The organism is Alkalinema sp. FACHB-956 (assembly GCF_014697025.1).
Lineage (GTDB): Bacteria > Cyanobacteriota > Cyanobacteriia > Leptolyngbyales > Leptolyngbyaceae > Alkalinema.
Window position 1 is genome coordinate 81,480 of record NZ_JACJRC010000019.1, and the last position, 12,854, is coordinate 94,333.

At 49.5% G+C, this 12,854-nt stretch carries 11 protein-coding genes; 9 read left to right on the forward strand and 2 right to left on the reverse strand.

Translation table 11 applies throughout. The features are described from left to right. The first annotated feature begins 154 nt into the window (after positions 1 to 154). The 9 genes from H6G21_RS18280 (at position 155) to H6G21_RS18320 (ending at position 12,035) form a co-directional block, all read left to right on the forward strand. On the forward strand, positions 155 to 1,213 hold the full coding sequence (locus H6G21_RS18280) for a molybdopterin-dependent oxidoreductase (protein ID WP_190574844.1): 1,059 nt from the start codon (positions 155 to 157) through the stop codon (positions 1,211 to 1,213). A 401-nt stretch (positions 1,214 to 1,614) separates the two neighbouring features. After that, a complete protein-coding gene (locus tag H6G21_RS18285) occupies positions 1,615 to 3,870 on the forward strand; it encodes a transglycosylase SLT domain-containing protein (RefSeq protein WP_190574845.1) in 2,256 nt (751 codons plus the stop codon). 11 nt (positions 3,871 to 3,881) lie between these two features. Further along, on the forward strand, positions 3,882 to 5,072 hold the full coding sequence (locus tag H6G21_RS18290) for an MFS transporter (RefSeq protein WP_190574846.1): 1,191 nt from the start codon (positions 3,882 to 3,884) through the stop codon (positions 5,070 to 5,072). Positions 5,073 to 5,245: 173 nt separating this feature from the next. Next, positions 5,246 to 6,640, forward strand: a complete 1,395-nt coding sequence (locus H6G21_RS18295; RefSeq protein WP_190574847.1) for a tetratricopeptide repeat protein — start codon at positions 5,246 to 5,248, stop codon at positions 6,638 to 6,640. A 49-nt stretch (positions 6,641 to 6,689) separates the two neighbouring features. Beyond that, complete coding sequence (locus tag H6G21_RS18300; RefSeq protein WP_190574848.1) at positions 6,690 to 7,358, forward strand: ElyC/SanA/YdcF family protein; 669 nt, start codon at positions 6,690 to 6,692, stop codon at positions 7,356 to 7,358. A 76-nt stretch (positions 7,359 to 7,434) separates the two neighbouring features. Next, entirely contained in the window at positions 7,435 to 7,776 is a 342-nt protein-coding gene (locus H6G21_RS18305; protein WP_190574849.1) for an element excision factor XisI family protein, read from the forward strand. Positions 7,777 to 7,863: 87 nt separating this feature from the next. Beyond that, entirely contained in the window at positions 7,864 to 8,346 is a 483-nt protein-coding gene (locus H6G21_RS18310) for a hypothetical protein (RefSeq protein ID WP_190574850.1), read from the forward strand. A 98-nt stretch (positions 8,347 to 8,444) separates the two neighbouring features. Continuing rightward, on the forward strand, positions 8,445 to 11,840 hold the full coding sequence (locus tag H6G21_RS18315; RefSeq protein WP_190574851.1) for an NB-ARC domain-containing protein: 3,396 nt from the start codon (positions 8,445 to 8,447) through the stop codon (positions 11,838 to 11,840). Positions 11,841 to 11,888: 48 nt separating this feature from the next. Next, positions 11,889 to 12,035: a hypothetical protein gene (locus H6G21_RS18320; RefSeq protein WP_190574852.1), complete on the forward strand. Its 147-nt coding sequence runs from the start codon at positions 11,889 to 11,891 to the stop codon at positions 12,033 to 12,035. 42 nt (positions 12,036 to 12,077) lie between these two features. Here the strand turns inward: H6G21_RS18320 and H6G21_RS18325 are convergent, their stop codons facing one another. Together H6G21_RS18325 and H6G21_RS18330 are read right to left on the reverse strand one after the other, a co-directional pair. After that, positions 12,078 to 12,413 carry a XisI protein gene (locus H6G21_RS18325; RefSeq protein WP_190574853.1) on the reverse strand — a complete coding sequence of 112 codons (336 nt, stop codon included), beginning with the start codon at positions 12,411 to 12,413 and terminating at the stop codon, positions 12,078 to 12,080. Further along, positions 12,401 to 12,820, reverse strand: coding sequence for a XisH family protein (locus H6G21_RS18330; protein ID WP_190574854.1), 420 nt, complete (start codon positions 12,818 to 12,820; stop codon positions 12,401 to 12,403). Before H6G21_RS18330 ends, H6G21_RS18325 begins: the two co-directional genes overlap by 13 nt. Between the last annotated feature and the right edge of the window lie 34 nt (positions 12,821 to 12,854).

Below are 12,854 nucleotides of genomic sequence, written 5' to 3' on the forward strand. Positions count from 1 at the left end.
TTGCACCATTCCTGTCTTAGCCTGAGAGTTCCCCAGTTGCCCATAGGAGATGACATCCTTTGGTTTGCGGCTCTCGATCGATCTCAACGAAACCTGCTGCTATCTGGTGAACTTGCTATTCTGAATGAGGTGAATCCATCGATCGGTATCTCCTGTGCAACGGCGTCAATTTCTTCAACAACTTTTACAAACTTCTGGGGGCTTGATTGGAGCGAGCTTGCTCACGGGCTGTCAATCCCAAAGCATTGATCCGCTCTTTTTAATGGATTTGCTTGATCCCAAAATGCCCTTACCGGATCATCTGATTACCCCGATCGGTGAGTTTTATGTGCAATCCTATGCACTGCCCTCCCAGGTGAAGTTGGAAAACTGGGAACTCAAAATTGATGGAGCGGTCAAGCAACCCTTGACGTTGAAATTTGACGATATTTTAAACGCACCCCAGGAAGAGTTCTATCTCACGATGGAATGCATTGGCAATCCGGCGGGGGGTAACTTGATCGGCAATGCCCGGTGGACGGGGACACCGCTGCTACCGTTTTTGGAAAAAGCGGGCGTGCAACCGGAGGCGGTGGAGTTCAAAATGCGGGGCAATGACTGGTACGAAACCACGTTGCCTGTGGCGGAGTTGCTGCGGCCTGAGGTGCGGTTGGTGCATCGCATGAATGGCGAACCGTTGACCAAGGAGCATGGCTTTCCGTTGCGCATTATCATTCCGGGCCACTTTGGCCAGAAGCAACCGAAATGGCTGGTGGGCATTAAGGCGATCGCGAAGCCAGAAACGGGCTATTGGGAAAATCAAGGCTGGTCGAATACGGCGGAAATTCCGACCCATGCGTTGCTGCGGCAAGTACAGGAGCAGCGGGTGTGGAATGGCCATCACAGCGTGACGTTTAAAGACGAGCTAACGAACCTAACGAATCATTGGCGCGATGGCATTTTGCTGGCGGGAGTGGCCCTCGATCGATCGACGCCCATTACCCAAGTCCAAGTCAGTGTCGATAACGGTCAAACCTGGCAAGTTGCAGAACACAATCAGCCCAGTTCTCCCCATGAATGGACATTGTGGCGTTACCGTTGGTTACCCGATCGTCCGGGGAAATATACCGTTCTGGCACGGGCGCAGTCGGGGCGGGAAATGCAAGAGATTACCCGATCGGATAAAAAGCAAGGTAGACCCGGTATTTTAAAAATCGATGTCACACTTGCATAATTCCGATTAGTCGCCAATTGGTCGCCAATTGGTCGCCAGATTGATTATCTGAAGTTCATTTAAGCGATCCTCTAGTATTCCGGTATTAATCATGAATTTATTCTAATTAATGCCTTCACTAGCACTATTTTGAGTACATTAAAGTCTCATCTAAACATAGCAAAATTAATCATTGAGATTGTTGCAACTTTACTTTGAATTCAATTTATTCTGATGTCAGAATGATCCATTACTCAAAACCGAAAATTTACGACTGCTCCGCGCTTCGATCGTCCCTTCGATCGTTAGCAGAGGATTCCACCCCCTCGTCCCTAACTTTTCCTCTCAAAATCTGCCAAAAGTCTGTTATAAGAGAGTCCTAAGGTAATGGCATCCAAGCATGGCAGCAGAGGAGCACGGCAATGGACTGGAAGGAGTGGCCGCAGCGCAAATTAGTCGGAACCATCATCGTCGGGCTGGGGATTGCCTCCTTTGGAGTGGGTGCCCTGGTTTCTACAACCGTCAAAACGGATCCGAATGGTCGTTTTCAATTCATGGGGATCACCAGTCCTTTCCCCAACGGCAGTCATTCAGGTTCTAGCAACGCCATTGGTGCACCCAGTGCAGTCAGCCCGCTGATCACCAATCGACCCTCCCCGCAACGCACCGAAGCACTCCAAAAATTTGCCAACGCCGCTCAACCCTCCCTCGATCGCAACCGTGCCCGCTACCTCCTCGCCCATACGGCCCTCGAAGCGGGGCAAGCCCAAGCCGCGATCGACCTCCTGAAAGATCTAGAAACCCACTACCGTCCCATGGCTGCCTCCGTCCTTTTGCAGCAGGGTCGCGCCCAGGAAGCGGCTGGGCAGAAAGAACCGGCGATCGCGGCCTATCAATCCATCCTGCAACAATTTCCCAAAGATCCGGCGGCGGCGGAAGCCCTGTTTAACTTAGGTAAAATTCTCGGAAAATCTGGCGAACAACATTGGAATCAGGCGATCGCCCAATTTCCCAGCCATCCCCGCGCGATCGACATTGCCAAACTGCGGTTACAGGAGAACCCCAAACAGGACAGCCCCAAACTGTTTCCCATGCAGTTGCATCTCGCCAAGTACGACTACGAAACGCGGGACTACGCCAGCCGGACGGAAAAATTCCTGCAAACCTATAGTAAACAACTGAAACCGGAGGATTGGGCCGCGATCGCCTTTGGCCTCTGGGAAAATCAGAAATACGACCTCGCCGCTGCGGCCTATGCCCGCGCCCCGGAAACGGCTTTAACGGCTTACCGGGCTGCACGGGGCTTGCATTTGACCGGACAATCGGGCAGTCAGCAACGCTATCAAGCCGTTGTGCAGAAATACCCCAAGACGCCCGAAGCGGGACTGGCACTGACCCGACTGGCCCAACTGGCGGAAAAACCCCAGGACGCGATCGCCTATCTCGATCAAGTGATTGGCCATTATCCAGATAAAACCCCAGAGGCGATCGCCAGTAAGGCCGATGCCTTGGAGAAACTCAACAGTCTCCAATCCGCCAGTCAACTGCGGCAATTGCTCCTGCAACAGCATTCCAATAGTGAAGCTGCTGCCGAACTGCGCTGGAAAATTGCCCAAGACCAAGCCAAAGGCGGCAAACTTCCTGCGGCGCAGCAGTGGATCGAAGCCATTTTGAAGGACAACCCCACGAGCCCGATCGCGGCCAAGGCGGGCTTTTGGGGCGGGAAATGGGCGCAACAATCCGGCCAAAGCCAGCAGGCATCCAATCATTACCAAGCCGTGATTAAACTGCATCCGGAATCCTATTACGCTTGGCGATCGGCGTCGCGGCTGGGTTGGGATGTGGGCGATTTCGATAACGTACGTCAGTTACAACCGGCGATCGTGCGGCCAAAGGTGCGCGATTCCCTGCCAGCGGGGTCAGACACGCTCCGGGAACTGCACCACCTGGGCTTCGATCGGGACGCTTGGAGCTATTGGCAAGTGGAATTCCAAAACCGGCAACAGCCCAGCGTGGCGGAACAGTTTACCGATGGAGTGATGCGTCTGGGCGTGGGCGATAACCTGGATGGAATGTTTATGATATCCAACTTGAACGATCGGGAAGCCGCCAACGATCGGCAACAGGTGGCCACTTTGCGGAAAGATGCCAGCTATTGGCAAGCGCTCTATCCCTTCCCCTACATGGCGCAGATCGAGTCTTGGTCGCGGCAACGGCAACTGAACCCGATGTTAGTCACGGCCCTAATCCGCCAGGAATCCCGCTTTGAGCCGCAGATTAAATCGTCGGTGGGTGCAACGGGGTTAATGCAGGTCATGCCCGAGACGGCCAGTTACATCGCCAGCCAAATCAAGTTAAAGGAATACAAACTCGATCGACCGGAGGACAACATCAAGCTAGGCACTTGGTATCTGAACTACACCCACCAGGAATATTCCGGGAATTCCATGTTGGCAGTCGCGAGTTATAACGCAGGCCCCGGTGCGGTGGGAGGCTGGCTAGCGAAAAGTAAGACCCAGGATGCTGATGAATTTGTGGAAGCGATTCCCTACGCAGAGACGAAGGGCTATGTGAAGTCCGTCTTTGAGAATTACTGGAACTATTTACGATTGTATAACCCCACCATTGCCCAAAAGGTTGCACAAGTTTCACCGAACCATCCCCGTGAATTATTTTAGAGAAGTGAGGTGTGGCATTGTCCCGATCGTCGCTCGTTGCCTGGAAATCCGTGTTTGGCCTTGCCGCTGTGCAGGGAGCCATTACGCTAACTTGGGTGATTTATAACCTGTATGTTCCCAACCTACTGGAACAGGTTGGTTTACCGAAAATTGTTGGACTCTATTTACTAGCCTTTGAAAATTTCCTGGCGATCGGGTTGGAACCGCTGATGGGAAGTTTATCCGATCGGCAAAGAACCTGGTTGGGCGTTCGGTTTCCCTTTGTGTTTCTGGGCATGATTGCCGCAGCGGTGTGCTTCATTGCGATTCCCGCTTGGGCGTTTTTAGGCAGTGCTACGACGGTATTGCAATGGCTAGTACCGATCGGGTTGTTGGCTTGGGCGATCGCGATGGCGATTTTTCGCAGCCCTGTGTTGGGGTTACTGGGGCAGTATGCGATGACCAGTGGACTCCCCCAGGCAGCTAGTATTCTAACCTTAGCAGGGCTCATTTCAGGACTCTTCACATTGCCAGCCTATCGCAAGATTTTGCTGAATTTGGGGCCATTGGGAGCCTTTGGCTTGGGGTCCCTGTCGTTGCTCCTCACCGCCTTTGTGCTGAATCAAGCCCAGCCAGAAACCCAGGTGAATCCAGCGGAGATCGCGGGCTCCAGCCATCGATCGATGTCCTACAAACGCTTAGGGCTCCTTGTAGCTGTAGGGTTGGGTTTGGGATTGGGGACGGTGGGAATGCGCAGGGTGATTCAACCCAGTCCTGATAGTGTGTTTCTGTTAAATCTCTTCACGTTGACTCAACTGATCAGCGTTTTACCTACGGGCTATTTGGCTTCTCGATGGGGAAATCGTCGATCGATGGTATTGGCGCTAGCAACTATTCCCCTGTGGATTGCAGGTTTACTCATTCCCTACTTGGGTATACAGGTGTTGTCTGTGATTGCATTGGGCTGTGTGTTCGGGGTGCTGTTAAACGGAGCGATTCCCTTTGCACTGGCCCAAGTACCTGTCGCCAAAGCGGGATTGGGGGTTGGCCTCTATTTTGCAGGTCGTTCCGCTGCCGATAGCTTATTTAACTTCCTCCTCGCACAGATAGGTAGTTTCCCGACGGAAATCAACGCGATCGGGAGTATTCTGGCTTTTGCGGGGGCAGGATTTTGCATTCTGTTAACCCGCGATCGGCGGAATCTTGGATCGGCAGAATCATGAGCGGGGAGCCATAATAAGATGACGGGGCTGAGTTATGGGGCTGAGTTATGGGGCTGAGTTATGGGGCTGAGCTACAGGCAAGAACAGGCCAGCTCACGGAGGGAGAGTCCGTCATGCCGAACGATCGCCGATTTGGGTAGGATGGTTGAGAGACATTTGCATGGTTGAACGGTATGGCTGATCTATCTTTAGACGCAATTCGGACAGAAGCCCTTGAACACATCGCTGCCGGAGCCTACGATCGCGCCATTACGCTCCTCTCAGAGACGATCGCCCATCAACCACCCAACAGCCAAATCTATCTCACCCGAGGTTCCGCCTACTGCGACCTAGGCCGCTACGACGACGCGATCGCTGATTTTACCCATGTCCTACAAATCGGTGACGAACCCGCCTTCGCCCACCGGGGTCTAGGCATTGCCTACTACAAATTAGGCCGATTCCACGATGCGATCGCGGCCCAAACCGAGGCCATTCGCCATAACCCCAACTACGCCGATGCCTATAGTGATCGGGGCCTTGTCCATTCTGACCTAGGCGAATTTGATACGGCGATCGCTGACCTCAGCCAAGCGATCGTCTGCGATCCCAACTTTGATATTGCTTACGTAAACCGAGGCCGTGCCTATGCCAGCGTAGGCGATTTACAACGGGCGTTACTCGATTTCAACCAAGCCATTCTCCTCAACAATCAATTTGCTGTTGCCTATTACAATCGCGGTCGTGTTTATCGGGATATGCGCGAATTTAGCAAAGCTCTCACCGATTTCGACCAAGCCCTTACCCTGCAAAACAACCTCGCCCCCGCCCACCTAGAGCGCGGAAAACTCTACGAACATCGCCGCGACACCGCCAAAGCCTTCCAGGACTACACCGCCGCTTTGACTCTCAGCCCCACCTTCGCGGAAGCATATCTCTGTCGAGGCAACCTCTACGCCAAATCGGGAGATCTCTCTGCCGCGATCGCTGATTACACCCAAGGGCTCATCCATCAACCGCAATCGGCAGCACTCTATTTTAATCGCGGATTGGCTTATCACTATCTCAGAAACTGGAATGAAGCCCTGCAAGATTACAACCAAGCGATCACGATCGACGCAGATAATGCAATGGTTTATTTAAATCTAGGAATTACCCAAGCGGCTCAAGGCAATCATCATGGCGCAATCGCATCGTTCAATCAAACCATTCAACTCGACCCCGGTCTGGCAGAAGCTTACTATTGTCGAGGACTGGCCCAGGGTCAACATCAAAATTTTCAAGCGGAAATCGACGACTACACCCAAACCTTACAGCTCGAACCCACCTATTTACCCGCTTGGATTAATCGCGGCAATGCCCACTTTCGGCAGGCACGCTACGAAGTGGCCCTCGCGGACTATCAACAGGCCAGTCGGCTAGCCCCCAACGATGCCCTTGCCTATGCCAACCAAGGCCGTGCCCTAACGCAATTGGGCGATCGCGCCACCGCAAAAGATCAATTCCAACTCGCCGCCCAACTGGCTTTTAAACAAAATAATTTGGCGCTCCACCGTCAAATTCTCCAGGAACTCCAGCAACTGTCGTGAAAGTCTCACTGTTCCAAGCACTCAGGCTCAAGCCAAGGAGATCTCGATCGTGGCCAGTTTGCAATTCAAGTTGAAGTTATTTCGACGACGGGAAATTTGGTGTCCGACCTGGCGAGGTTGGCTCTTGCTGGGAGTGCTCTTGCTGGGGTTAGGGCTGGGGGTTGTGCCGCGAATTCATCCGTTTTTTGCTGTGACTGCGCCGATTTCAGCGGAGGCGTTGGTCGTGGAGGGGTGGATGGATGATGAGGCCGTTATCCAGGCGATCGCGGAATTCAAATCCCATCCCTACCAATTGTTGATTACAACGGGTTCTCCACTGCCGAAAGGCTTTTATTTAGCGCAATATCAAAACTTTGCGGAATTATCGAAGGCTACCTTAATTCAAAGGGGATTTCCGGTCGATCGTATTGTTGCAGTTCCTGCGCCTTTTGTGATCAAAAATCGTACCTATACTGCTGCTCTCTCCGTTAAACAATGGTTGGAAAGAACTCAATCTTCCATTCGTGCAATCAACATTTTTACAACGGGAGCCCATGCGCGTCGCAGTTGGATGCTCTATCGCAGGGCGCTGGAACCGCAGTTTCAAGTGGGGGTGATTGCAACGCCACCACAAACCTATGAAGTCGATCGATGGTGGGCCAGTAGTGAAGGGGTGAAAATGGTGATCTTTGAGGCTTTAGGGTGGTTCTATGTCCAGGTGTTTAATCGGTTGGATTAGGTGGTGGGAGACGGGATGTGGAGCGGGAGAAGGTGAATTTGTTGGTCTTTGATGCAAAACAGGAGGTTGTGGTGCAGTGGATCGAGTCAATGAGTATCGAACCATAATTCAGCGGGTGATGGCTGATTATTACCAGCTTTATTCCCGATCGAAGAATCCAGATTTAGAGACGTTGTTGTTGTGTGATGGGTCGCAGGATCAGTATTTGTTGATGCGGTTGGGCTGGGAGGGCGATCGGCGGGTGAATCGGAATGTGATTCATTTGCGGTTGCGGGATGGCAAGGTGTGGGTGGAGGAGGATTGGACGGAGCAGGGGGTGGCGACGGATCTGTTGGCGGCAGGGGTGGAGCGAGAGGCGATCGTGCTGGGGTTTCAGCCTCCTCATGTGAGAGAGTTTACGGAGTTTGCGGCGGTTTAAGGTTCGATCATTTTGGTGGGTGGAAGGTTTTGGGATTCAGGTGTTAAACTCTAGCAGATAATGCTTCTCTGCTGGAGTTTTTAGGCCATGGTGGTCGATCGTTTGGCGGATATTCATGCTGCGTTGACGGATCTTTATGAGCAGCTTGCGGGTGAGGAACGCGCATGGCGGTTGGCAGAGGAGGCGGAGAAATCTAGGCTTCAGCAGAAGATTCGGTTAACTTGGCAGAGAATTCGTGAGTACGATCGCGAATATGTTTTAACTTTGAGCAAGCGGGTGAAACGGGCGGATTTGCCGGAGCCGATCGCGGAGGCGGTGATGGCTGAGTTTGTGGATGAGCTGGAAGTTCTGGCTCCCATGGAGAAGCGGGATGAGACGAAGCAGCTTTTGTTGGAGATTTTAGCGGAGTTGAGGAAGCCGGGGGTGCCTGCTTCGGCGAAATTAAAGGTGGCGATTCCGATTATCCCGAATGTGGTGAGTTATGAGCTGGAGGGGGATACGGAGAGTGTGGTGCGGCGGCTGTTTCCGACGTTTGTGAAGGTGTACGAGGCGATCGCGGCAAAAAAGTAGCGGCTCTTGGTGCAGGGAGTTCTGAGCCAGGAGCGCCATCAAAGTCAAGTCTGAAGCCGAGTGCGCTGAGGCTACCAGTACAATTGCCGGAGAATTTTGTGAAGCGGCCTGAGGCGCTGGCGGCAGTGAAGGAACTGCTGCTACGGGAGAGTGAGCGGACGTTGGTGGTGAGCGCGATCGCGGGGTTGGGTGGCCTTGGAAAGTCGGTGTTGGCGACGGCGATCGTGTGGGATGACGAGGTGCAGGCGCGGTTTGCGGATGGGATTTTGTGGGTGACGTTGGGGCAGCAGCCGGATTTGTTATGGGAGCTTGGGGAGTGGATTCGGGCGTTGGATAAGTCGCGGGAGAGTTGGAGTGCGACGACGCTGGAGTCGGCGAGGAGGTATTTGCATAGTCTGCTAGTGGATAAGCGGGTATTGCTGGTGGTGGATGATGTATGGAATGCGGCTCATGCCAAGTGGTTTTGGGTGGGTGGGCCTGAGTGTCGGGTGTTGGTGACGACGCGGGGGGTTCCAATTATTGGGGCGGAGCGATATGACTTAGATGTGATGTCGCCAGAGGATTCACTGACATTGATTCGGAAGACGTTAGCGGATAAATGGCAGGTGGAGATGGAGCAGCCTGCGTTAGAGTTTGCAGAGATGCTGGGACACTTACCTTTGGCGTTACGGTTGATGGCGCTTCAGATTAGTCGTGGGAAAAGGTGGGAGTCGCTAAAGCAGGCATTTTTGAAGGAACGGTTGCGGTGTTTGTATGAGGCTGGGGTACGGTTGTCAGATTTGTCTGAACAGGAACAGCGCCAATGCAGTTTAGCGGCTTGTTTTGAGGTGAGTTTGGCAAGGTTACGGGAGGACGATCCGGCGCTATATGAGCAATTTGTGTGGTTGGGGGTGTTACCGGAGGATGTGACGATTCAAGAACAGATGGCAGTGACGTTGTGGGGTGTGGAAGATTGGGAGGCAGAGGAGTCGCTGTTGAGTTTGTATGAGCAGGCGTTTCTGATGAGAGCGGGGGAGTCAGTTGAGGGATATGCACTGTATCGGATGCATGATTTGATGCATGCTACGGCGCAGGGGTTGATTGAGTCAGGATGTTTAGCGGGTGTAGAGAGTTTGGCTGCGGCGCATCGATCGTTTGTGGGACGGTATGGCAAATTGAATGCGGAAGCTTATTTGTTTGGGTTGCCGAAGGATGGTTATATTCATCGGCATCTGACGTGGCATTTGGTGATGGCGGGGCGGGAGGATACGGTTCATCGATTGCTGCAACGGAGTAATCGATTGGGGCGAAATGCTTGGTTTGAGGCTTGTGAGGAGATTGGGGAGCCTGCGATTTTTGTGCAGGATGTGCAGCGGGGTTGGGAGTTGGCGGAGGCGTTGTATGAGCGGGATAATGCAAAAGCAATTATTTTACAGATAAGATATGTACTAATTTTTACAACCCTAAACAGTCTACTAAATCACATTCCGGATGAATTAATTGCCGCCCTAGTAAAGCATGGCTATTGGCAAGTGGAAAAAGGATTAGCCTACGCAGAGAATATTCCGGAAAACTGGCATCGTGGTAATACCATTATTGAATTAGTTCCTTATTTATCTCAGACTCTTGCCATCAAGTCGATCAATATTGCTCAGGAAATTGATGATGATTCCATTCGAGAAAATGTTCTTCAGGCTATAGCCCGAAAGTTCCCCGAATTGCTTCCTAATATTCAGCTTAATAAAAGTGATTTTCCTGACAAAGAAGTAAACATTTTAGAACATCTTCAAATAGATACATCTGATGGTAGTCAATTAGCAGCTTTAGAGAAAATCCAAATAATAGTAGATGAAGAGGATAAGTGCAAAGCAATATGTGAAATAGCGCCTAAGTTAAAGGAAGAATTTCTTGAAAAAGCAGTTAGTATTGCATATTCAATCGAGCATTTGGAATTACACATCAAAGCTCTATGCCGTATAGGAAAACATATCCCAAAAATTTATCCCGATCTATATAGTAGAATATTATCACTAGAGCCAGAGGATCCATCTCTTGGCAGTGGAGAGGATTTTGCATTGATTCTTTGCCACGCAATTTCAATTTTTCCTGAACTAGCTCAAAAGGCTTTAGAGTGGTCATCCAACTATCTAACTGATGAATTTATGCCATGGGCTGTACGCAAAATAGCACCTCATATCGATGAGGATGATTTATTGTATGAAGCCTTAGACTATATATTTTCTGAACGGGATGAATATTATTATTCAGATGGTCTTGCAGCACTCTCCCCATACCTTTCTCCTGAATATATTACTATTGCCTTTAATAGAGCACAATTGATTCATGATCCTGGCAGTCGTATAGCAGCACTTAATGCTTTAGTATCCTATTTACCTTTTGAGAAGCTTGAAAGCTTTCTTTCCACTTCAAAACAGATCAGTGATCAATATGAATATTGTTATGCAATCGCCTATTTCTCTCGAAAATATCCTGTGCTACACAATCACATGATTGAGATATTAAAGACTATAGAAAATGAATTAGATTGTATAAATACACTATTTTTACTTGCAAAATATCTCCCTATTCAATACTTGTCGCAGATTCGTGGATTCATTGAAAAAGTCCATGAAGAATACGAATACTTTTCTCTTTTAATCCTGCTAGCAGCAAAAGATTCTTCACTATTGCAAGACATTATAAGAGAGTCAAAATATCTCGACAATGATGATTATGCAGGCATTATGGTTCAACTAGCAGAGTTAATGCCTGAAAAAAACAATGAAGCACTTAAGGCTGTTAAAAAAATAAAAAATGGTTATAGGAAGAAACTTCTTTTAAAAAGATTGCTCCCCTGCTTGAGTAGAAAACAGCTTTTATCTTTATATAACCGAACGAAAAAAGGTGTTGTTGATGAAGATGATATAGAGATGCTCATTGAGATTGTCAACTTTTTACCAGAAAAGGCAGAAGATTTATTGGAAAAAATACGAATGAGTTTCGGGCAGAAAACTGAATGGAATTGGTTGGTTGAGCTAGCTAAATTTCTTCCAGATTTGTGTTTAGAAACCTTAGAAAAATGTGCCGAACCTTCAGAAATTCTTTCGCAAAGCGATACTTTGATAATTTATATGACTGCCTTTCCTGATTCTCTACCTTATGTAATGGAAAAATTTCCACAAGTTCGATGGGATAAGCTCAATATGTTTAATTTAATAGCTTTAGCGAAATCTCTTAAAGCTGAATTCCTGCCAGATGCTATAACCGCCATCAAGAAACTGAGTAATCCACAAGAGAGAGCAGATGCTTACAGCAACTATCTCTCTCGCCTATCTTGGCAGAGTATGTCTTATGAAGAGTGGAAAGATATATTAAAAATATTGTCATCGAGCGAACGTGCATCCTTCCTAAAAGCCTTGCCAGATCTTACACCTGGTATTAAGACTTTTGGTGGAGAACACGTAGTAGAGGATGTGATATTGACCTTGCGTGAAGTTTATAGCCAATGGCCTTAAAGAAGAATTCTTTTTCTTAATAAAATTTTGTTCGAATGCTTCTGCCTCATGCTCTACAGACTAGCCCACTGCAAACGGTCAGACCTGATGGGGGATTTGACGACACTTTATCCAGCGATTTTGCACCTAGGCGGTGAAGGCGCAATGCAGGGGATTGTGGAAGAGATGAAGCGGATTTGTGGGCAATGGCCGTAGGGGGAAGGCGGAAGTAGGAACGCTGAAGGCGGAAAAAGCATTCTAGGCGACACTGTAGCCTGTATCTGCCCTGGCATACTCCGGCTGTAATCCCAACACAATATCCTCCTTCCTCACTCCCCGCTCCACCAACGCCTGCGCAATCAATCGATCGGTTTCATTCCGCTGAATCCAAACCTTCCCATTCTTAATATCCAAATGCATCAACACACTATAAAACCGTCGATTCCCTTGCCATCCTAAACTCACTAGCTGATAGTGATCACGATCGCGATCGTAAATAGTCTGAATTTCTGAATCAGCCTGTACCACTTCACCCCCAGCATATTCAGCCAAAAGCGCTGTAATAATATCTCGATATTGCTCTAGTCCTTCCATAGGACAATTTCCTCCTCAATTGGGTTGTAAATGAGCAGCTTCACCCCATAAGTTTGCACTGAGGCTTTCGCTAATGGACGTTGGAAAAACATCTCATAGGCAATCAGTGGCACTGCTAAATATAGTTTGCGATCGGGTTCCACACTTTGCAACACCAACCGATAATTCAAAAACTGTCCTAAGGCTGCATGGTAATCAAACAAAGCAGACTCACTCAAAAAGCTCTTGATTTCAACAGCGATTTTTTCATTGTCACGTTCCGCTGCAAGTAGTCTTTCTGCTCCCAAGTCAATTCTCACTTCATCTTCATCCTCGAACTTCAACCTCAGAGGATCGGCAGTAATATTCCATGCCTCCTTCAACAAAGCTGTCTTCACTGCGTCATGGTATCGGTCTTTTGCAGACATTTTATCGATCGGGATTGACTGGGCTTTTGTTTTC

Coding starts and splice junctions, on each gene's coding strand:
- H6G21_RS18285 (WP_190574845.1), top strand. CDS start 1,615: ATGGACTGGAAGGAGTGGCCGCAGCGCAAATTAGTCGGAACCATCATC.
- H6G21_RS18295 (WP_190574847.1), top strand. CDS start 5,246: ATGGCTGATCTATCTTTAGACGCAATTCGGACAGAAGCCCTTGAACAC.
- H6G21_RS18310 (WP_190574850.1), top strand. CDS start 7,864: ATGGTGGTCGATCGTTTGGCGGATATTCATGCTGCGTTGACGGATCTT.
- H6G21_RS18320 (WP_190574852.1), top strand. CDS start 11,889: ATGCTCTACAGACTAGCCCACTGCAAACGGTCAGACCTGATGGGGGAT.
- H6G21_RS18325 (WP_190574853.1), bottom strand. CDS start 12,413: ATGGAAGGACTAGAGCAATATCGAGATATTATTACAGCGCTTTTGGCT.
- H6G21_RS18330 (WP_190574854.1), bottom strand. CDS start 12,820: ATGTCTGCAAAAGACCGATACCATGACGCAGTGAAGACAGCTTTGTTG.